17 protein-coding genes are annotated in these 19,075 nt (G+C 58.8%); 6 read left to right on the top strand and 11 right to left on the bottom strand.

The window, feature by feature from the left end; genetic code table 11:
- Positions 1–27 precede the first annotated feature (27 nt).
- Complete coding sequence (locus UM93_RS06895; RefSeq protein WP_324606749.1) at positions 28–2,019, bottom strand: primary-amine oxidase; 1,992 nt, start codon at positions 2,017–2,019, stop codon at positions 28–30.
- 54 nt (positions 2,020–2,073) lie between these two features.
- Positions 2,074–3,519 carry an aldehyde dehydrogenase family protein gene (locus tag UM93_RS06890; RefSeq protein ID WP_045074589.1) on the bottom strand — a complete coding sequence of 482 codons (1,446 nt, stop codon included), beginning with the start codon at positions 3,517–3,519 and terminating at the stop codon, positions 2,074–2,076.
- 13 nt (positions 3,520–3,532) lie between these two features.
- Here UM93_RS06890 and UM93_RS06885 point away from each other — a divergent pair, with 13 nt between their 5' ends.
- Both UM93_RS06885 and UM93_RS06880 read left to right on the top strand, forming a co-directional pair.
- On the top strand, positions 3,533–3,724 hold the full coding sequence (locus UM93_RS06885; protein ID WP_045074587.1) for a hypothetical protein: 192 nt from the start codon (positions 3,533–3,535) through the stop codon (positions 3,722–3,724).
- A gap of 53 nt (positions 3,725–3,777) precedes the next feature.
- Positions 3,778–5,253: an APC family permease gene (locus UM93_RS06880; RefSeq protein ID WP_045074586.1), complete on the top strand. Its 1,476-nt coding sequence runs from the start codon at positions 3,778–3,780 to the stop codon at positions 5,251–5,253.
- Positions 5,254–5,286: 33 nt separating this feature from the next.
- Here UM93_RS06880 and UM93_RS06875 read toward each other — a convergent pair whose 3' ends face one another.
- Positions 5,287–5,742, bottom strand: coding sequence for a MerR family transcriptional regulator (locus UM93_RS06875; protein WP_045074585.1), 456 nt, complete (start codon positions 5,740–5,742; stop codon positions 5,287–5,289).
- Positions 5,743–5,830: 88 nt separating this feature from the next.
- Here UM93_RS06875 and UM93_RS06870 point away from each other — a divergent pair, with 88 nt between their 5' ends.
- The gene (locus tag UM93_RS06870; RefSeq protein ID WP_045074583.1) at positions 5,831–6,823 is read left to right on the top strand and encodes an oxidoreductase; all 993 of its coding nucleotides are present in this window, start codon (positions 5,831–5,833) and stop codon (positions 6,821–6,823) included.
- Between the two features lie 28 nt (positions 6,824–6,851).
- Here UM93_RS06870 and UM93_RS06865 read toward each other — a convergent pair whose 3' ends face one another.
- Genes UM93_RS06865 through UM93_RS06855 form a run of 3 tightly spaced genes read right to left on the bottom strand, consistent with a single transcriptional unit; the run spans position 6,852 to position 9,940 of the window.
- Positions 6,852–7,412, bottom strand: a complete 561-nt coding sequence (locus UM93_RS06865; RefSeq protein WP_045077022.1) for a GrpB family protein — start codon at positions 7,410–7,412, stop codon at positions 6,852–6,854.
- Between the two features lie 60 nt (positions 7,413–7,472).
- Positions 7,473–9,125 carry an amidohydrolase gene (locus tag UM93_RS06860; RefSeq protein ID WP_045074582.1) on the bottom strand — a complete coding sequence of 551 codons (1,653 nt, stop codon included), beginning with the start codon at positions 9,123–9,125 and terminating at the stop codon, positions 7,473–7,475.
- Positions 9,125–9,940, bottom strand: coding sequence for a MoaF C-terminal domain-containing protein (locus tag UM93_RS06855; protein WP_045074580.1), 816 nt, complete (start codon positions 9,938–9,940; stop codon positions 9,125–9,127). The genes UM93_RS06860 and UM93_RS06855 overlap by 1 nt, the downstream gene beginning before the upstream one ends.
- A 160-nt stretch (positions 9,941–10,100) precedes the next feature.
- Between UM93_RS06855 and UM93_RS06850 the strand changes: the two genes are divergently transcribed.
- Positions 10,101–11,660, top strand: a complete 1,560-nt coding sequence (locus UM93_RS06850; protein WP_234399396.1) for a GMC family oxidoreductase — start codon at positions 10,101–10,103, stop codon at positions 11,658–11,660.
- Between the two features lie 80 nt (positions 11,661–11,740).
- Here the strand turns inward: UM93_RS06850 and UM93_RS06845 are convergent, their stop codons facing one another.
- From UM93_RS06845 to UM93_RS06830, 4 genes are all read right to left on the bottom strand, one after another.
- On the bottom strand, positions 11,741–12,436 hold the full coding sequence (locus UM93_RS06845; RefSeq protein ID WP_045074578.1) for an ABC transporter ATP-binding protein: 696 nt from the start codon (positions 12,434–12,436) through the stop codon (positions 11,741–11,743).
- Positions 12,433–14,274, bottom strand: a complete 1,842-nt coding sequence (locus UM93_RS06840; RefSeq protein ID WP_045074576.1) for a branched-chain amino acid ABC transporter ATP-binding protein/permease — start codon at positions 14,272–14,274, stop codon at positions 12,433–12,435. Before UM93_RS06840 ends, UM93_RS06845 begins: the two co-directional genes overlap by 4 nt.
- Positions 14,261–15,118, bottom strand: a complete 858-nt coding sequence (locus tag UM93_RS06835) for a branched-chain amino acid ABC transporter permease (protein ID WP_045074574.1) — start codon at positions 15,116–15,118, stop codon at positions 14,261–14,263. The genes UM93_RS06840 and UM93_RS06835 overlap by 14 nt, the downstream gene beginning before the upstream one ends.
- An 87-nt stretch (positions 15,119–15,205) precedes the next feature.
- Entirely contained in the window at positions 15,206–16,396 is a 1,191-nt protein-coding gene (locus UM93_RS06830) for an ABC transporter substrate-binding protein (protein WP_052663923.1), read from the bottom strand.
- A 354-nt stretch (positions 16,397–16,750) separates the two neighbouring features.
- Here UM93_RS06830 and UM93_RS06825 point away from each other — a divergent pair, with 354 nt between their 5' ends.
- Positions 16,751–17,551, top strand: a complete 801-nt coding sequence (locus UM93_RS06825) for a MoaF C-terminal domain-containing protein (protein ID WP_045074572.1) — start codon at positions 16,751–16,753, stop codon at positions 17,549–17,551.
- 91 nt (positions 17,552–17,642) lie between these two features.
- Complete coding sequence (locus UM93_RS06820; RefSeq protein WP_045074570.1) at positions 17,643–18,032, top strand: nuclear transport factor 2 family protein; 390 nt, start codon at positions 17,643–17,645, stop codon at positions 18,030–18,032.
- Between the two features lie 10 nt (positions 18,033–18,042).
- On the opposite strand, the gene UM93_RS06815 is transcribed toward UM93_RS06820, so the two are convergent.
- Positions 18,043–19,038 (bottom strand): AraC-like ligand-binding domain-containing protein, encoded by a 996-nt coding sequence (locus UM93_RS06815; protein ID WP_045074568.1) that lies wholly within the window; start codon positions 19,036–19,038, stop codon positions 18,043–18,045.
- Positions 19,039–19,075 lie beyond the last annotated feature (37 nt).

Raw genomic sequence — 19,075 nt, 5'->3', positions numbered from 1 at the left:
GGAGCGAATCTGCTGCCAGCCCAAAATCTAGCCATCACAGCAACTGCAATCCTGGTCAGTACCGTGGGTGGTGCTGCCATCCGGCAGGTCTAAGGCCGGATTCCGGTCTAAAAATCCGTAAGGCTTGAACATGAAGCCCGAATAATCAACCGGCATGATTGGCCAGTCTTCGGTGCGTGGAATATGGGTTGGCCCGAAGACATGCCAGAGCACCACGTCGGTGTTTTCCAGATTGCGATCGGCGGCGGTCCAGCGTTTAAGCCCGTCCCCGGTGTGCTGATTGGGGTAGTCGCCAGCCGGGAATCGCTCGGCCGGATCGAACTGGGTTACCCACAGATGTTTAGTGGCGAAGGCCGCCCGCTCGGCCACCGAGGAACCTGGCTGTGCCATCAGAGTCGGGCCGGGCTGCGGGATCAAGTGGTAGGAGGTCGGTTGACCAACGTGATTGAGCCGCGCTGGATTGCTGACATACCAGGATCGACCCACCGCGGTATCTGCTAGCCGGGAGGCTTCGGACTCCCGTCCCAGCACCGTGCGTCGGTGGGTGAAGGCGTTGCCATAGGGGTTCTCCGGTCCGGTCGGAATGCCCACCACCTCGCCCTCTTCAACAGTATTGTTCAAGCCGTCGATGGCGACGTCCAGTCGGGCGCAGAACAGGTGCTGATGCACCGGGGCTATAACCCCTGGCGCCACCTCTGGGGCGTGCCGATTAGGCGTTCCTGGGACGGTCGCGCCGGCAAAGACAATGCCGGTGGCCTTAGCCTCCACCTGGATGGTGCCGTCAAGGTAGAAGTACCAAAAGAAGCCGTAATCGTAGTTACCAATGGTCGCGAAGTAAGAGATCACCAGGCGGCGGGAGCGGCGAACCACCGATTTCTCACCGGGCTCGGTGTGCTTCCAGAGAATCCCATAATCTTCCTCGTGCATGCAGATCACTTGCGGAATCTTTACCGGGTGGCCGTGATCGTCGGCGACAAAACCGTCGAAGTAGTGGATCACCCCGAGGCAGTCGCAGCCCAGTTTCAATGAGTTAGCGTTTTTGCCGAGTAGATATTCGCCAGCATCAAAGTAGCTGATCCAGAACCGAGTGTTCGTGGTGTCACCGTAGGGCACCACCATTTCGGGGACCGAGGCACGATAAAGCACCGAACGGTCTTCTTCGCCGTCACGGAAGCTGACCGTGTTGAGCACCAAGCCTTCTTTGGCGTTGAAGCCGACCCGAAGCTTCCAGTTCTCCCAACTGACCTGATTTCCTCTCACGCTGAAGCTTGGGCCCTCGGGCTGACTAATCTCAATCGGCTTCAGGCTGGTTCTGGCTGGGCCGGTGAACTTTGCCGCATAGTTCCCTTCGGCCTGCGGCACCGGCACGTCACCATCGTCGTCAACCCGGATCACCCGCCGCTCGGTGAGGTCGATATGCACAATCAGCCCCTCGACTGGGTGTGCCCAGGGGCTGTCACCGGCAAAGTTCCGCATAAAAGTCAGTGAGCGGATCACTCGACGGCCGACCTCATCGGCACGCCCGAAAGAACCGGGCGCCAGTGGAGCGGCGAAGGCGTTTTCCAAGTCGGTCAGACCGCGCCGGGCCATGGCGGCCTGCCATTGCGGGTCAGCTTTCACGATTTCGGCCGCCAGATCGTACTCCTCAAAGAGATACTGCGGTTGGCCATAAGGCGCCTGCCGATTATTTAGTGCCTGCCAGGAAAGCAATGAGTCTGTGGTGACCGAGACGAGAGCCTCGGCGGCATCTCCGGTCGCCGTGTCCAGGACGGTGAGCAGCACGCGGCGCTCCACCGCGTCTCCTTCGCTGAAACCGAGCACGACTGATTTCTCCGGTTCGACCGGCAACACCTGAGGAAAGCGGCTAGTGCTGGTGAGTTTTCCTGCTTCGTCAAGGATTCGCCGGGCTGCGGAGATCTCTTCGGCACTCAGCGGGTCGAGCGGATGAGGCAACGCCGGAGCTGGACTCTGGCAGCCATGCTCGGCCGGATGACAATGACAGTGTTCCATCTGTTCCATCTGTTCACTCTTTTTCGGGCTGCTCTGGTTTTCTGACATGGTTAGCTGGTCTTCTCAGTAACCGTAGTTGAGCCAGACCGCCTTCGTCTCGGTGTAGGCGTCAATCGCCTGCGGCCCCATTTCGCGGCCCCAGCCACTGGCCTTATAACCACCCCAGGGAGCCGCCATATCAGGGATTGGCGGCATATTTACGAAGACCGCGCCGGCGCGGATGCCATTAGCCAATCTTTGCGCGGTGGCGATGTCTTTGGTCCAGACCGTGGCCGCTAGGCCGTATTCGGTGTCGTTCGCGCGAGCAATCAGGGACTCCAGCTCGTCCGGACCATCGTAGGAGAGCACCGAAAGTACCGGGCCGAAGATTTCTTCATGTACCACCGTCATACTGTCCTGCACTCCGGCAAAAACGGTGGGCTGGAAGAAATAGCCTTCGCGATCGGCGACCCGCCCACCAGTGACGAGTTCGGCGCCCTCCGCGCGGCCTACCTCGACAAGGCGTTGCACATGGTTCAGATGCTTTTCTGAGACCAGCGGACCAAGTTGGCTCGACGGATCCAGGCCAGCACCCAGTACCATCGTGGAGACGCCCCGGGCGAGTTTTTCAACGAATTCCTGCTCTCGCCGCTTATCGACATAGAAACGGGTATAGGCCGCGCAGACCTGCCCGCTATTGAGTAAGCCGCCAGCTAGATTCCCGGCAACCGCGGCGTCGATATCAGCGTCGGCGGCGATAATGCTCGGCGCTTTACCACCGAGTTCCAGGGTGAGCCTTTTCAAATTGGATTCCGCACTGGCTTTGGTGATCAGCTTGCCCACCGCGGTTGAGCCAGTATAGGAAAGGTGGTCGACATCCCGGTGTGCGCTCAGTAGCGCCCCGGTCTCGCCGCCGCCGGTGACCAGATTGACCACGCCGGCGGGGAAGCCCGCTTGAGCGGCCAATTCGACCAGGCGCACACTACTCAGTGAGGTGACCTCGGACGGTTTGATCACCACGGTGTTACCGGTGGCTAGCGCCGGCGCTAGTTTCCAGGCCAGGATCATCAGCGGGAAATTCCACGGCGTGATGAGTGCGTTCACTCCGATTGGTTCCTTGCGGGTGTAATGCAAGGTGTCGGGAAAGGACACTGGTGAGGTACTGCCTTCAATTTTGGTCACCCAGCCCGCATAGTAGCGAAAATGTTCGGCAGCTCCCCGTACGCTCACCGTGCGGGAAATCTCTAAGGGTTGGCCCTGATCTCGGGTTTCCAAGGCCGCAAGCTCCTCGGCATGCTGATCAATCAGATCTGCCAAACGGAACAGCAGGGCCGCTCGCTGCACCGGAAGCAGGTCCCGCCAAGCGGAACTGCCAAAGGCTGCTCGGGCGGCGGCAACCGCCTCGTCCACCTGTTGCGAGGAGGCCTGAGAAACCTGCTCAAATACCCGTCCTTCGGCCGGATCATAACTATCGAACGGTTCCGAATCGCCGTCGATCCAATCACCGTCAATATAAAGCTTGGTAGCCACGGACACTCCTTCGATGAAGCAAATCATTCAGCTGTGCATCTTTAGTATTCCGGTTCGTGCGGATGCAGGTTTGTCTGCTGGCGAAGGTGCCTTGACTGTGCGTGAACAGCTCGGCAAGCTGCGCTGCTGGTCAACTGCTTTTCCGGCAATGGCAATGAATTCTTCCCGGCAGTCACTAACAATTGATTCACCGCCGACCCGGTAATTCTCGGTCAGGCCGAAGTCGCTCAGCTCAATCAGCCGACAGAAATGGACGATATGCCTTCACCAGTCAGCAGCGAATCCGATGCACGCGGAGCACATCAAGGTTTGGCGAAGAACTCCCTAGGCGTGGCCAGTATCGTGTTTTTGGTGCTGGCCGCGGTTGCGCCGCTCACCGGCATCGTGGTGATTGCCACTCTGGGCATTGCGCTCGGCAACGGCGGCGGCATGCCGCTTTCCTTTCTGCTGGTCACCGTAATTCTGCTGCTCTTCGCGGTTGGCTACGCACAGATGTCACGGCAGCTGGTCAGTGCCGGTGGCTTCTACGCTTTTGTGCTCAAGGGCCTCGGTAGACCGGCCGGCATTATCGCCGGATACATCGCATTACTGGGATATAACTGTTTTGTTGCTGGCGCGGTGGGGACCTCCGGGTTCTTCACCGCGAGCGTGCTCAAAGACTTGACCGGATTAGAGACGCCCTGGATTCTGTGGAGTCTGGTTTCGGCAGCCGCGGTGTTCCTATTGAGTCGGCGAGGGATTGATGTTTCGGCCAAGGTGCTGGGTGTCTGCTTGGTCCTCGAAGTCGCTATTTTGCTGGTCTTTGATTTTCGGGTGCTGTTCAGCACCGGCTTTAGCTGGCAGGCTTTCTCGGTCGAGGCGTTCTTCTCCGGCTCCGCAGCGCTTGGTCTGTTGTTTGCGGCGAACGTCTTCATCGGCTTTGAAGCCACCGGGCTGTTCAGTGAGGAGGCCCGCAAACCGCTGACCACCATTCCGCGTGCCACCTACGTGGCGATTGCTTTTATCGGGGTCTTTGCCGCTTTCACCAGCTGGGCGATTGTCAGTGCCACCGGGGTAGCACAGGCCAAGGACGCCGCGCTGGAACACCTGGCCAGCGGTGACCTCGTTTTCAGCTTGGCGCATGAGTATTTGGGGGATGCGTTACTGAAAGTGATGATGGTACTGCTTCTGGTCTCGCTTTTCGCGGCCTTGCTGGCGTTGCATAACTCGACCACCCGGTACCTTTACGCTTTCGGGCGGGTTGGTATTCTGCCACGTTCGCTGGGCACCACCCGGGTCGGGACGGGAGTTCCGCAGAGAGCGAGTCTCTTACAAATCCTCTTCGCAACCGCGGTGGCCGTGCTCTATTTCGTGCTCGGCCTCGACCCGATAGCCGCGCTGACCGCCTCAATGACCGGCCTGGGCACTTTGGGCATTCTCAGCCTGCAATTGTTAGCCGCGGTGGCCATTGTGGTGAGCTTCCGACGACAGCGCGATCGTAGGCTGTGGCGCACTTTGATTGCTCCGGGGCTCGGGGCCCTGGGCTTAAGCGGCATTGTAGGCCTGGTGGTACTGAATTTCGGACTGGTGGCCGGTTCGGATAGCCCGGTGGTGGCGATGTTGCCGCTTTTGCTGCCGCTGCTGGCTATGGCTGGCGGCTTGGCCGCTTGGTGGCTCAGTAGACACCGGCCACAGCTTTATCGAGAGCTGGATCAAGACCTGAGTCGTGCAAAAAAGATTGACACACAAGAGTAAGGGTTGTTCCGGCTGGTGCCGATTGTCAGTTGTTTATTGCTCATTCCCTGACTCCGGCAATGCTTTGCGACGTTGCTCATCGGGTTCCCAAACTCCTCTCACCGTGCCGGCGCTAATGTGGGCTCGATAGCGGACAGCTTTCTCTGTGATCACCTCAAGGGAGTCCTGCAATTCAGCAATTTTCTGCCGCACCGAAGCCTCGTGCTGCTCCAATAACAGCAGGCGTTCAGGCTCATTACCCGGCCCATCCTTGACCAATGCGGCGAACTCTTTAAGCTTTGCAATCGGCATCCCTGTGTGGCGCAATTTCACACACAGCGTGATCCAATAAAGCACGTCGTCGTCGAACACCCGACGTCCGGCGGAGTTGCGTTCGACCTGATCGGGAAATAATCCTTCTCGTTCGAACCAGCGCAAGGCGTGCACACTGAGCCCGGTTCGCTCTGCAACTTCGCCTATTGAGTACTGTCGTTCACCGGCGACCTGCATCGCTTATTCCTCCCACGGATTTAGCCCGATTCTCGGTCAGCAACCACCATTTGACCTAGAGTTCACTCTAAATTGTAGCGTGGCCGGTATGACAACTTTGGAGCAGCGGCTAGACCGCCAACACCCTATTCCTTCCGGGTTTACCCGGGAAAATCAGGCAGCCGAGATCTTGGCAGGTATGGACCTGAAAGGCAAACAGGTTCTCATCACCGGAGGTTATTCCGGCATTGGTTATGAAATGAGCCGGGCGTTTTCTTCGGCCGGAGCCAACGTGATTATTCCGGCCCGGAGACCATCGCTCGCTGTGCAAAATACCAAAGACCTGCCGGGCATCCGAATCGTGCCCGGCGATCTCGCCGACCTAAGAACCGTTCTGACATTAGTCGAGAAGCTCAGCGCGGAACGAACGGTGCTGGACATTGTGATTGGCAGCGCTGGCATTATGGCGGCGCCTGAGTCCCGGATTGGCGACGGTTGGGAATCTCATTTCGCTATTAATCACTTGGGCCACTTCGCGCTTATTGGCGGCTTGACCTCACTGCTAAACGAGTCGGGATCAAGGGTTGTAATGCTCTCCTCCGCGGGGCACTTCGCGAGTGGCATTCGTTGGCCGGACATTCACTTTACGACTGAACCATATGACCCATGGCTTGCCTATGGGCAGTCAAAAACAGCGAACGCGCTTTTTGCGGCTGAATTAGCCGAACGCGGCAAAGACAAGGGAGTGTTGGCCTATTCAGTGCACCCCGGTAACATCATGACGCCCTTACAAAGACACTTATCAATCGAGGATCAAATTGCCCTCGGCTGGGTGAATCAGGATGGTGCCCCGAATCCTGCTTTGCAGTTGAAGACTCCGGCCCAGGGCGCAGCGACTGCTGTCTGGGCGGCGACCTCCGAAAGGCTGGCAGACTTCAGTGGCGTTTACGCCCAAGATAACGACGTTGCACGTCTTTCCACAGACGACAATATGGTGATCGGTGGGGTTAAGTCATGGGCGATTGACCCGGAGGATAGTGCCCGGTTGTGGGACTATTCAGTTGATATTACTGGGGTAAGGCCTTGGAGCGAGATTAACTGATTGGAGTCTTGGCGGCGCTCGGCAACACCTACCGGTGCTGCCGAGCGCGAGCCTTGATTTCCTCGATCACCGTGGTCTTGGCCTCTGCGTAACTGTTCATATCAGGCCAGTCCTGACTCAGCAGATCACGTTTCACTCGCTCGTATTGCTCTCGGTCAGCTGGCGCATTGCGGAGCTGGTCGCGGAGTAAGAGATAGTCTTCAATGGCCGGGTCTGCGGTTTCCAACAGATGGATGTGCACGTCGAGTTGCTCGGTGCGCACCAAGCGATGGCCGGGTTCGCGCACGCGCAGCCGATAACCGGCGGCGAGCAACTGGTCTAAATAATCTTCTTCAGCGGTGATATCCGACACCACCACGAGGATGTCAATGATCGGTTTGGCGGCTAAGCCGGGCACCGAGGTGGAGCCGATGTGCTCGATGAGTAACGCGGTAGCGCCCAGAGCATCACTGACCCGCACGCGGTGCAGATCGAATTGCTCCGGCCAACTCGGATCATACTCATTGAGGCTCAGGGCTCGTTTTTCGATGCCACCAATGAGTTCGACGGTATCGACGTCCGGGCGGCGTCGTGGGGAATCAGCAGGCATCGAAATATCATAGGGGCTGATGCTGACGAACCCCAAGATCAGGCACTCAAGCTGATCGGTTCAATCAGCCTGATAAACCCGTTCGCCAGCGAACCAGGTTTGCAAGGTCTTGGTCCGGATCAGCTGATCATGGGGTGTTTCGAAAGGATTCCGATCCAGCACGATGAAATCTGCTGACTTGCCCACTTCGAGCGAGCCGCTCAGCTCAGCGATTCGCATCGTCTTTGCGGCCGCGCTGGTGTAGGCGCTGAGCGCTTCGCCGAGCCCGATGGCCTGTTCCGGCCAGAGAGTTCCGCCGAAATTTCCACTAGGATCTGCCCGGGTTACTAGACCTTGGATGCCTTCCCAAGGATTAGGGGAGACACTGACCGGCCAGTCGGAGCCGCCAGCGATGATCGCTCCGCTATCCAATAGGTCGCGATTAGGCTGCAGGCGGATCGCTCGCTCAGCGGGTAAAACGGTCTTGATGGCTTCCGGGATCACACCGGGGAACCAGAGCGGCGGCGAAATATCGGCATGAACATTGAGTTCAGCAAACCGGGCTAGGTCGTCGGGATGCACGAACTGGCCGTGGGCAATCTGATAGTTTTGCTCGCCAAATCCCTCCGCCCGGAGCACCTGCACGGCGTCGAGCACGGCTCGAACCGAAGCGTCGCCGGTGCAATGGATTTTCGCCGAGAGACCGCGGTGTGCACTCCAGCGCAGCCAGTCTAAGAGTTCCGCTGGGTCGAGCGAAGTGTGACCATGGAAGTGTTTTCCGTGCTCATCATCGGGTAGGTACGCCTCCAGGAAGGCTGCGGTGCGGGTCGGCGGCACCCCGTCCAGGAAGATTTTCACGAAGTCGGGTCGGTGATGGGTGGATCGATAGTTTTCGCCGAGTTCAATGAGCTCTTTACCGACTGGATCGGTGCCGAAGATGAAGTCGTTGACCTGCAATGAGGAAACTACCCAGGCCTTCAGCGCTCCGGCGTCGTCGAGGTGCTTGAGCGCTCGCATGATCGGCAGCGAAGTCGCGGCGTCCTGGAACGCGGTGATGCCGTGCGAATGCAGAATTTCGATGCCGCGTTGACTCGCTCGGGCGGCATCCTCGACGCTGAGCTGTTGTTGCGCGGCTAGCGCTTTCTCCAGTAATACGCTGGCCCCTTCGATCAGCACTCCGGTGGGTTGGCCGCTTTGATCACGAAGGATCTGCCCGCCGGCAGGATCAATGCTCTTTGCATCCACGCCGGCCTGGCGCAGCGCGGCAGAGTTGGCCCAGCGGTTGTGCTTGCTGTCATCGGTGACCAGCACCGGATGGCCGTGACTGGCTTGATCCAATTGCCGCAGCGCCTGAGGCGTCGAAAGCTCATTGAACAGCCCGCTGCCGACGCTGCCGCCGGTGACCCAGGCACCGGGCGGCAGCTGAGCGGCCCACTGGCTGATCGTCGTCAGTACCTCGGCTAAGCCGTCAGTTGGCAGGAAGCTGCATTCGAAGAGGTCGGTGTGGCCGGCCAGGAAATGATGATTATGAACATCATGAAGCCCAGGCATCACGAACTGACCCGCCAGATCGATCTGCTCCTGCGCTATTAGCTCAGTGCTTTGCTGCTCCGCGACGCTCTCTGCGGAGCCAATGGCGAGGATCTTGCCCCGGCTGAGCAACATGCTACTGGCCCAAGGCTGTTCAGCGTCCCCGGTCCAGATTGTGCCATTGCTGAATAGCTGAGCGTTCATCACAGCTGCCAGTGCGCCGGCTCGTAGGGATCGGGGTGAATCGTCACCGAGATCAGCTTGCCATGCGCACCGAAGCTGAAGTGCACTGGCAAGCTCCCCGATTCATCCCAACCAAAAAGTGCGCCATGCGATCGGATCGCCGAAACATCACGATGATCGGCCACCGTAATCGAACCGCAGGGGATGACCTTCTCCCGCCAGCTGAAGAGATAAATGCCCGGTCTGAGCTGATAAACGGTGTTTTCGTCGGTATCGGCCAGACCGCGCTCCGGGCCAGCCAGGCATTGCCAGGTATACCATTGCGAACTCAGGTAAATGTGCTCGTAGGCGTGCTGCTCGCTGTAAACCCATTGCACTCGGCGGCCAATCAACGCCTGAGTTGGCGCCATCTCTTCGCCGCTGAGCTGCTGGCCAGCAATGATTCCGGGGAGGAACTGATGGCTCACCCCGGTACGGCCGGGCGCAATCTCTGACTGATCAATGAGCCGGGCACCGACATACAGCGAACGCCCAGCGGCCAGGTCAAGAATCAAAGAACTGGAGAGTCTCGGGTCGCTGCTGTGCTGCCATTGCACGTAGTAGAGCTGCGGGGCGACCGCGAAGGTCTCATAGCTATCTTCACCTTTTCCACCGTCAGCCAATTGCCAACTCAGCGAGTCAGCGCTGAAATCAAAGTGCTGCACCCCAGTTGCGAGTTTGAGGTGATAACCGGTCCCGGCCAGATCCTGCACCGGCGCTGCCTTATTGGCATCGAAACCCGGGGCCAATCCATCAAGCGGGAGCCAATTACTGGTGTCGGTGAGCTGAGTTGTCATACCTAGAGTGTGCGCCGCTTAAAGCTGCCGGGTCTTGTCTGTTCCGGCAGAAGGATTGACTGATAGTGAAGTAAGCGACCGAAGGGTTGTTCACTGCCGGACAAAAGTGCTGCATTCCAGGCCAATCAAAACAGTTTCCCGGCTGTCAGGCTAATACCGCATGGATAATCTCGAAGCACTTGGTGGGAAGGTCAAAGAAGACATGTCGCAACGAATAATTGTGATTGGCGCAGGTTCTGCGGGCTCGATAGTGAGCAGACGCCTGGTGGATGCCGGTCATCAGGTAACCGTCCTGGAGGCGGGCGGACCAGTAACTAATCCGGCGATCCAGGACATCTCCCGGGCCGGGGAACTTTGGCATTCGGAACAGGATTGGGATTACTACACGGTGCCCCAAGCCAATGCGGCCGGGCGGCGGTTGCACCTGCCCCGAGGCAAGGTACTGGGCGGTTCGCATGCCCTGAACGCGATGATTTACGTGCGCTGTGCCGCTCAGGATTTTGATGGTTGGGCAGCCGCCGGAAACCCCGGCTGGTCATGGCAGGAGGTGCTGCCTACGTACCTTAAGATCGAGAATTTCGACGGTGGGCCAAGCGAAGTGCGATCCACCGGCGGACCCTTGGACGTGCTGGGTGACTATCCGCTACAGCCCATTCAGCAATCGATTATTGACGCTGCGGTGCAAACCGGCTTAGCGCATAATCCGGACTACAACTCAGGACAGCTGGACGGAATTTCCCAGGTTCAGCTGACTGTGCGCGATGGTGAGCGGCTCAGCAGTTACCGGGCCTACCTTGAGCCAGTGGCCGGGGCCGAGAACCTCGAGATCTTGACCAACGCTCAGGCGGTTCGCTTGCTGATCGACGACGGGGTGGTGCTCGGCGTCGAGTATGTCATCGATGGCGAAGAGGTTCAGCAGCTATACGCGGATCAAGTGTTCCTCTGCGCTGGGGCGTTGGACTCACCGGCGCTATTGCTCCGCTCCGGTATCGGCCCGGCTGAGGAGCTCAGCGAGCTGGGCATTGAAGTTGTTCACGACTTGCCGGGGGTGGGCAAGAACTTGCATGATCATTTCCTAGTTCCGGTGATTTTTGGTACCAGCAAGCGACGAGTCGAGCCGCCCAAGGCGGGGCAGACACCCGCGCAGACTCATTTGTTCTGGCGCAGCCAGCCCGATCTTGAGGTGCCCGATACCCAGCCGATTAACTTCAGCGTGCCGATGTATCAGGACGAACTGAGCGGCCCGGAGACCGGCTTCTCACTAATGGCTGGGCTGATCGGCACTCAAAGCCGGGGGAGCCTGCGGCTCAGCGGTCCGAGTATTGACGACGAAGTGCTGATCGATCTGGCAGCGCTCGCCGACCCTGCCGATCTTCGGGCGCTGCTGGCCTCGGTTCGGCAGTGCCGGGAAATTGGTCGGGCCGCGGCACTCGCGGAGGAATGGGGAGCCGCCGAGATCCACCCCGGTCCGGAGGTCGCCGATCAGGATTTGGAAGACTACGTCCGTGCCAATGTAGTGACCTATCACCATCAGGTTGGCAGCTGCAAAATGGGCATCGACCAGCTCGCCGTGGTCGATCCGCAACTGCGTGTGCACGGCATTGCCGGTCTGAGAATTGCCGATGCCTCGATCATGCCGCAGGTCACCAGCGGAAATACCAATGCGCCGGTGATGTTGATTGCGGAAAAGGCTGTGGAGTTCTTCCTCACTGAGCATTAGATGTTCGAAATTCAGCTGGGCAAATAACGAGCCGCAGAAAGACCGGTCAGCCGCGCTGACCGGTCTTTCTCATCGGTCGTTTAGTTCCCCAAGTAGGCGGCGTGTAGCACGCTCGGCTCAGCGAGCAGCGTGTTTGCCTCGCCTTGATAAGTCACCTTGCCGCCGGAGACCACCAGGGCAGCGTCGGCAATGCCGAGTGAGAGTTGGGCAAATTGCTCCACCATCAGCACCCCGACGCCGGAATCGGCGATCTGGCGGATGATCGGCAGTAAACGCAAGAAGACCACCGGTGCTAAGCCAAGCGACATCTCGTCGATGAGTAAGTATTTAGGCTGTGCCGCGAAGGCTCGGGCCAACACCACCATCTGCTGTTCGCCGCCGGAGAGTAGGCCGCTGGCCGAATGTCGTCGCTTCTGCAATTCGGGGAACAGTTCGAGGGCCTGGTCGAGTTCCTTGGCGGAGACCGCGGTGAGCTCCAGATTTTCTTGTACGGTGAGCGAAGGGAAGACCGTTCGTCCCTGTTCGACGTGCACCAAGCCCAGCCGTGAGCGCTTCATCCGGGAGAGTTTGGTCAGCGAGGTGCCGTCGATGGAAATGCTGCCTGAGCTAGCCGGCACCACCCCGGAGATCGCCTCCAGCAGGCTGGTCTTGCCGGCTCCATTAGGACCGACCAAGGCCATCAGCCTTCCGGGTTGCACAGTCAGGTTCACCCCGGAAATAACCGGCCCGGAGCCGCGGCTGACGGCAAGTTCTTCGAGTTGTAAGGCCTGGTTCATGAGGTCTCCAGTTCACCCATATAGGCGTTCATCACGGCACGATCGGCGAGTACTTCTTGTTGCGGTCCTGAGGCGATCACTTCGCCAAAATTCAGCACCACGATGTTGCTGCAGGTGCTGCGCACCAAGTCGAGGTCATGTTCGATGAGCAGCAGCGAGATGCCGAATTCCTGCGGAACTCTCAGTAGCTGCTGAGCAAAGGCAAGATGTTCCTGATGCGACAGACCAGCGGCTGGTTCGTCGAGCAATAGCAACCGTGGCTGAGCGGCTACATTAGCGGCAACCTCGATCAACCGCCGGGTGCCCACGTCGACTCTGGCGAGTTGCACCTCCACCGAAGGGCAGTCGAAGTAGGCAAGTATCTGGGCAAGCTGCTCGGCATCGCTTTTACCACGCGAAATGAAGTTCGCGTAACCCCCCACCGTCAGAGTGGGTGGCACTCGATCTTGCTGGAAGGTCCGGCGGAGCCCGGAACGAGCACGTTGCGCGGGGGAGAGACTGTCCAAGGATTCACCAGCGAGGGTGATACTGCCTTGATGCTGGGGCAGGAAACCGGAGAGCGCGTCGACAAAGGTCGATTTGCCAGCACCATTAGGCCCCATTAGTCCGGTGATGCTGCCCGTTGACAGCTCAAGGTCGACATTCTTGAGTGCGGAGACTGGGCCAAAGGAAACAGTTAGCCCACGCACTTTCAGCAGCTGCTCAGAGTCGATGGATTGTGGTTTCGGTGTGGCTGCCGCCGGTTCGAGCCGGGTAGAGGCTGCTGCTTGCGGGGTCTGCTGGGCTACCTCAGCCGCCGAAGGTACGGATTGCTCGGCTTCTGCCGCGCTCGTCTCCAGCGGTTTCTTGGGGCCGGTGCTGCCGATCCGGCGGAGCCGACGACGCCACCACCAAGCACGCAGATCTTCACCCAGATTCGAACCGGTCGTTAGCGCCTGAATACCCAGAGCACCGAACACCACAAAACCCCAATCCTGGGAGATGCCGAATCTCTTCAGCAATTCTGGTACCAATACCCAGAGGATTCCGCCAAGCACCGCCATATCGATCAGATAGGAGCCCGAGACAATGGCCAGCACATAGAGTGCTAGCGACTGAATGGTGGTGAAGCTGGTCGGATAAACCAGGCCGACTTGACCGGAAAGCAAAGCGCCGCCGATCCCGGCCAGGAAGGCGCTGACCGCAAAAGCGGTCAGTTTGGCGAAGGTCACGCTCGTACCGGCGGAGGCAGTGCCCCGCTCGGAGAAAGCGACGAATCTCCAACTGCGGCCCCAGGAACTGTTGTGCAGGAAAGCCACCAGCAAAGCGCAGAGCACCAGGATGATCACGGCGAACAGGAAGTAGCGCCGGTCTCCGGGGAACAGCTCCGGACGAGGCACCTGAACGCCGGAGAGCGTGCCGGGGAACTGAATTTTACCCAGGGTCAGATCGGCCGCAGCGGCGAAGCCGAGCGTCACCACGGCCAGGTTGACGCCACGCAAGCGCAACGCCGGTAGGCCGACCAGCAGGCCAACAGCCGCTGCGGCCAGACCCCCCAATGGCAACCACAACATCAGTCCGCCTGGCGCCCCGGCGGTGTTGAGCCAAGAAACCACCCAGGCCCCCACTGCGGCGAAGCTGAGCTGACACAAGGCCATCATGCCGGCGCTGCCGGTAACCACACCAAGACCGAGCAAGGAGATCATTGCCACCACAGCGCTGGTGCCAAGGAACACCAGGTAACCGGGTAATACAGCACTCAGCAACCAGCCAAGCAGGATGGCCAGCGCTGCTATCAGCAGGGTTCGGGGCCAGCCTGCTCGGAACAGCGAAATATTCAGTGGTTTAGCGGGCGACATCCCACACCTCTTTTCGTTGGGTCCACAACAGGAAAGCGACGATGATCAGGAATGGAACCCAGTTGCGGAGAATTGACAGCTGCTCGAACTGCGCGAGCGCACCCTGCAACATGCCCAGTGCCAGGCCGCCGATCACCGCCAGATCGAGGCGCTTGAAGCCGCCGAGTAGAGCAGCTGCTGAGGCAGGCACGATTATGAAAGACAGTGACACCGGGTCGTTGGTCTGAGTCGGTGCCACGATGCTGATGGCGACCGTGCAGATCAGGCCGGAAACCAACCAGACCGCTACGGAGAGTCGTTTCGCCGGAATGCCGAGCAGCTCGGCGGTGGTGGGCCGCTCCGAAAGCGCACGAAGCCTGGTGCCAATTTTGCTTTTGGTCAGCAATAACCGGCAAGCAATCGCGACCAATACGGCGAGGAGCACCATCACCACGGTGACTTGGGTGACAACTACGTCGCCGAGGGAGAACGCTGGTCCCGAGAGTATCGGGCGGAAAGTCTTTGGTTTGCTGCCAAAAATAATGAAGGCCAGCGAGATCAGCAGCAAAAGCGTGGCTACCGAAACGGCTGAGCGCCTGCTCACGTCGGCTTCCGGTAACCATTGCGCGATGATCCAGCCGATCAGCGCTGAAATAATCGCGCCAATGACTATTCCGCACAGCGTTGCGGCCCATTGCGGCAGACCACGTTCGGCAAATAGTACGGCTGTGTACGCGCCGAACATTCCGATCGCGACTTGGGAGAAGTTAATAACTCGGACCAAACGTGACATTAGCGTCAAACAGACCGCAATGACGGCGTAGAGCCCGCCCGCCGCAAGCCCGGCTAAGGCACCTTGGAGCATGCTGTTCCTTCCTCGGATCAAGCCTGATCGATCACGAGTTTTGAGGCCGACCGTCGACCGGCCTCAAAACTCATCAGGTGATCGTGCTTACTTCTGCAGTAGCCAGTTATCGGCGGCCTTGACCCATTTGCCGTCCTGCAGCTTGACCGGCCACACACCGGTGCTGGAATTATGCGCACTGCCCGGGCCGAAGACGTACGGTGTCCCCACCATCGGGTTGCTGATCGGTTTCATCTCCTGCAGCGCCTTGGTCACCGCGGCGCGGGTAATATCACCAGAGATTCCCTGCAGCACCTCGACAAAGTACTTGGCGGCTAGGTATCCACCCTGGGCGAAGGAAGTCAAGGGAATGTTCTTCGAGGTCATCAGCTCTCGCCAGTCTTTATTCGCGGCTTCATTCTCATCGGTGTACGGGGCGAACTCGGCTGGGACGTAGACGCCATTGCCGACCTTCCCGGCGGCCTGAGCGAACTGCTCGGTATAGGTGGAGGTGAGGAAAAGCCAGGTCACATCATTGAACCCTTGAGCTTCCGCCGCTTTGAGCATACCCAGGCCGTCAGGTTCAGTGGCGTTGATATAGACAGCTTTGCAGCCAGCGTTCTTCGCCTTGATCACCTGAGGGGTGTAGTCGGGGCTGCCGTAAGGCACACTGTCATCGAGAAATACCAAATCCTTGCCGGTCTTCTTCTTCCAGTTTTCAATCGCCGCCTTGTACGCGGGGCCGGTGGCACCGGCGATTTCCAAGAAGCCGCAGATCTTGTCCAGCTTGAGCGTTTCCGAACCGTAGGTCAGTGTCATCTCGGTATCCAGAAAGGGTCCGACATTGACCGGGGAGACTGCCGGTGAACTGAAGCATGCCTGGTCCACTCCGGTGCCCTGGATGGAGAGAATGCCATTCTCCTGGTAATACTTGGCATTGACATCACAGTCCAGCAAGCTGGCGGAGCCCACCAGGGCGACCGCGTTCTTTGAACCCACCACATCACGAGCGGACTGTGCTGCAGTAGCCGGATCACCCTTATCGTCGGTGACCACATAGTCGATCTTCTTGCCATTGATACCGCCAGAGGCATTGACTTGGTCGAAGACGGCCTGAGCCGCTTTCGAAGCCTCCGGGAAGGTGGCCGCACCGCTGAGGGCATTGACCGAGCCGACCACGATATTGCCGTTCGAGCCGACTGCTGCGGAGTTATTGCTATTGCTGTCCTCGCCGCAGGCGCTCAGCAATAGCATGCCAACCGCAGCGACTGCGGCGTACTGGATGGAGCGAGTCTTCATCGTCGAACCTCTCATCAGTGGTGAGTTGATAGCGATTGCCGCTTTCGCTGTTTCCGGCCCCTCCGGCAGCGGTTCATGCGGCGAATAGCCTCCAGCGTAAAGTTCTCGTTCCTCGGCTTTCTTGTCTGCCGGTGAACACCAGTTGTTCCTCACGGCACATGTGCGCCCGGTCACATTCGGTATCTGAGCTACGGTTCCTAAGCCTTTGTCGAGCAGTTCCGGCACAGACAACAGGCGTGCGCGCTGAACCAAGAACAGCAGCCAACGGCACTCTAATGTCGTGATTATTCTTTGGCTGTTATTTCGTTATGACAGCCAAGGCCGGTATTTATCGCTAGCGATCAGGAGTGCGTTGTGAACGAAGCAGCAACACAAGTCATCGATGAGGATGGCTGGAAGAGTTACGACGAATTTGCCGACGGAATCGATAGTTTCCGGTTACCCCAGTCCGATCGATCAGGCCAGCACCTAGAGTTTGTGCTGGACTCCGGCGAAACCCTTGCCGTGGATTTCCTCGATGCCCAGACAGCCCAATGGTCCGCGGCCTTGGAGCTGCTTTCGGACTCACAGGGCAAAGCCGAATACGATGCGGTGCAGGTGCGAAGTGAAGCGTATTTCCTGAACCTAAAGCTCGACGGCTCGAGCCTCACGGTGGCCTATTCGACGGCTACTGGTCGCGCCGTGCTGGTGGAGTCACTGATTGCCGAAACTGAATCGCCAGGCGTGCCCAGGGTGCGGCAGCATTTTCAGGCCGCCCGGCTACAGGGAGTGCAGGCAAGCGGTGAGCAGCCGGCAGAATCCCGCGATTTGATCGGGTTGCGGAACATCTACCGGTACAGCCCCTCGCACCTCTACGAACACGTTTACATCTCCTCCGAGCGATACGCCTGGCAGTGTCTTGAAGGGGTACAACGGGGACATGGCGATATGGACCTCGCCACGGTGTGGAAGCTAGCGGAGGGCCTTTACGTCTTCTGCTTCCGCGAGTTCCGCATTCCGGTGGCCAGTGTGTGGTTACATGATCTGGGTTATCAGCTGAAAACCACCGGGATATTCCTTGGGCTTAACGGCAGCGGCGAGGTAGAGCATTCGAGGGGTGGCGGTGACATCTATCCTTTGGGCTCGGTGCGCTATCCCGATGCCCAGCCGATCTAATCCATTACTCAGGGGCCCCAATAGCCAGGGTCCAGAGCCGATCGCTACCAATAATTTTTCATCGAATTCTTAACAAATTGGAAGGCTAATCATGACAACTAATCTGGACCTCATCGCCGCCCACTACGAGGCCTCAGCCCGGGGTGATCTCGAGGGTATGCTGGCGCCACTCGCTGACGATATTCGCTGGACCGAAGCAGCCGGATTCCCGCTAGCCGGGACTTATGTAGGCCCGCAGGCGGTGCTGCAGAATGTCTTTGCTGCCCTCGCCAAGGACTGGGACGACTTTGGCGTAGACCTGGAACGGCTACTCGATGCCGGGGAGCGAATCGTGGCGGTGGCCAACTATCGGGGGAAGAACAAGAAGACCGGTAAGACTCTGCTCACCCGGGTGGTTCATCTGTGGGAAGTGGCCGATGGCAAGGCAGTGAGTTTTGAGCAAATCGTGGATAGCGTTCCGGTCTTGGAAGCAATGTCCTGAGCTGCCAAGCTCAGCCCGCTGGGTGACCGCTGTTGCGGTAATTGCTGGGTGATTCGCCGAAGGCGGAGCGGAAGATTCGACTGAAGTGAGCGGCGTCAATGAATCCCCAGCGCGAAGCAATGGCGGCCACCGGACGGTGCTGATAGACGGGATCACGCAAATCCCGGCGGCAGTGCTCAAGTCTCCGGGTGCGGATCCAATGTGCCACCGTGGTGCCCTCAGACTGGAAAAGATTGTGTAAATGCCGGGTCGAGATGAAGTGCTCGTTGGCAATGGCAGCGGGGCTCAGCTCCGGATCGCCGAGATGCAACTCGATGAAGTCCCTGATCTTATTCACTAAGGCACGGTGCGGATTTTCCGAATTGTTCCGGCCGAGATTGAGTTCAGCAGCAAACATCGTGGTCACCAGATCCAAGGCGTTGTGCGCCATCCGTAAGCCGCTGGCCCCGGAAAGCTGATCGAGATTAGCGGTCAGCTGCACCAAGAACGGGCTGATCATTTTGCCCAGGCCGCTGTCGCCGGCCATCCGGACGGCGGTTAGCTGGCCGACGGTGTCCACCGGCAGCTCGATCAAATCATGCGGGAACATCAGCACCATGGAACGGAAATCATCGTCGAAGATCAGCGAATAAGGCCGGTGCGTGTCATAGACAGCCAAGTCGCCGGGCTCTAAAACGGCTTCCCGGTTATCTTGAATCAACATTCCGGTGCCGGAAATCTGCAAGCTGAGTTTGAAGTACATCCGATCCGACCGCGCGATTAAGTGCGGGGTACGGAAGACAGTGTGGCCTTTGGCAGTAACTTCAACAATCGACACCTCGTCGAGCACCCTGGAACGAAGCTGACCGTGGAATTCGTCCGGGTGATCGGTGGTCACATCAAGGGGTACGAAGGACTCGGTCACCAGTCGTTGCCAGGCTGGGAAATCCCGGGCCACAGCGGTGTTGACGCCCGCACCGGTTGGCTGGCCAGCTAATAAAGGCCGGGTCTCGGCGATAGACGTCATATCCAACCTTTCACGAGCGGGTTCACTGCTCAGAGAC

The organism is Psychromicrobium lacuslunae (assembly GCF_000950575.1).
Lineage (GTDB): Bacteria > Actinomycetota > Actinomycetes > Actinomycetales > Micrococcaceae > Renibacterium > Renibacterium lacuslunae.
The sequence above is the reverse complement of the archived record's forward strand: the minus strand, read 5'-3'. Positions and strand labels throughout refer to the sequence as shown.

Excerpts from the sequence above, each read along its gene's own strand:
- UM93_RS06840 (WP_045074576.1), bottom strand. The coding sequence starts at position 14,274 with ATGTCGCCCGCTAAACCACTGAATATTTCGCTGTTCCGAGCAGGCTGG.
- UM93_RS06875 (WP_045074585.1), bottom strand. The coding sequence starts at position 5,742 with ATGCAGGTCGCCGGTGAACGACAGTACTCAATAGGCGAAGTTGCAGAG.
- UM93_RS06880 (WP_045074586.1), top strand. The coding sequence starts at position 3,778 with ATGCCTTCACCAGTCAGCAGCGAATCCGATGCACGCGGAGCACATCAA.
- UM93_RS06865 (WP_045077022.1), bottom strand. The coding sequence starts at position 7,412 with ATGCCTGCTGATTCCCCACGACGCCGCCCGGACGTCGATACCGTCGAA.
- UM93_RS06855 (WP_045074580.1), bottom strand. The coding sequence starts at position 9,940 with ATGACAACTCAGCTCACCGACACCAGTAATTGGCTCCCGCTTGATGGA.
- UM93_RS06870 (WP_045074583.1), top strand. The coding sequence starts at position 5,831 with ATGACAACTTTGGAGCAGCGGCTAGACCGCCAACACCCTATTCCTTCC.
- UM93_RS06850 (WP_234399396.1), top strand. The coding sequence starts at position 10,101 with ATGGATAATCTCGAAGCACTTGGTGGGAAGGTCAAAGAAGACATGTCG.
- UM93_RS06895 (WP_324606749.1), bottom strand. The coding sequence starts at position 2,019 with ATGGAACAGATGGAACACTGTCATTGTCATCCGGCCGAGCATGGCTGC.
- UM93_RS06830 (WP_052663923.1), bottom strand. The coding sequence starts at position 16,396 with ATGAAGACTCGCTCCATCCAGTACGCCGCAGTCGCTGCGGTTGGCATG.
- UM93_RS06885 (WP_045074587.1), top strand. The coding sequence starts at position 3,533 with ATGAAGCAAATCATTCAGCTGTGCATCTTTAGTATTCCGGTTCGTGCG.
- UM93_RS06845 (WP_045074578.1), bottom strand. The coding sequence starts at position 12,436 with ATGAACCAGGCCTTACAACTCGAAGAACTTGCCGTCAGCCGCGGCTCC.
- UM93_RS06820 (WP_045074570.1), top strand. The coding sequence starts at position 17,643 with ATGACAACTAATCTGGACCTCATCGCCGCCCACTACGAGGCCTCAGCC.
- UM93_RS06835 (WP_045074574.1), bottom strand. The coding sequence starts at position 15,118 with ATGCTCCAAGGTGCCTTAGCCGGGCTTGCGGCGGGCGGGCTCTACGCC.
- UM93_RS06860 (WP_045074582.1), bottom strand. The coding sequence starts at position 9,125 with ATGAACGCTCAGCTATTCAGCAATGGCACAATCTGGACCGGGGACGCT.
- UM93_RS06815 (WP_045074568.1), bottom strand. The coding sequence starts at position 19,038 with ATGACGTCTATCGCCGAGACCCGGCCTTTATTAGCTGGCCAGCCAACC.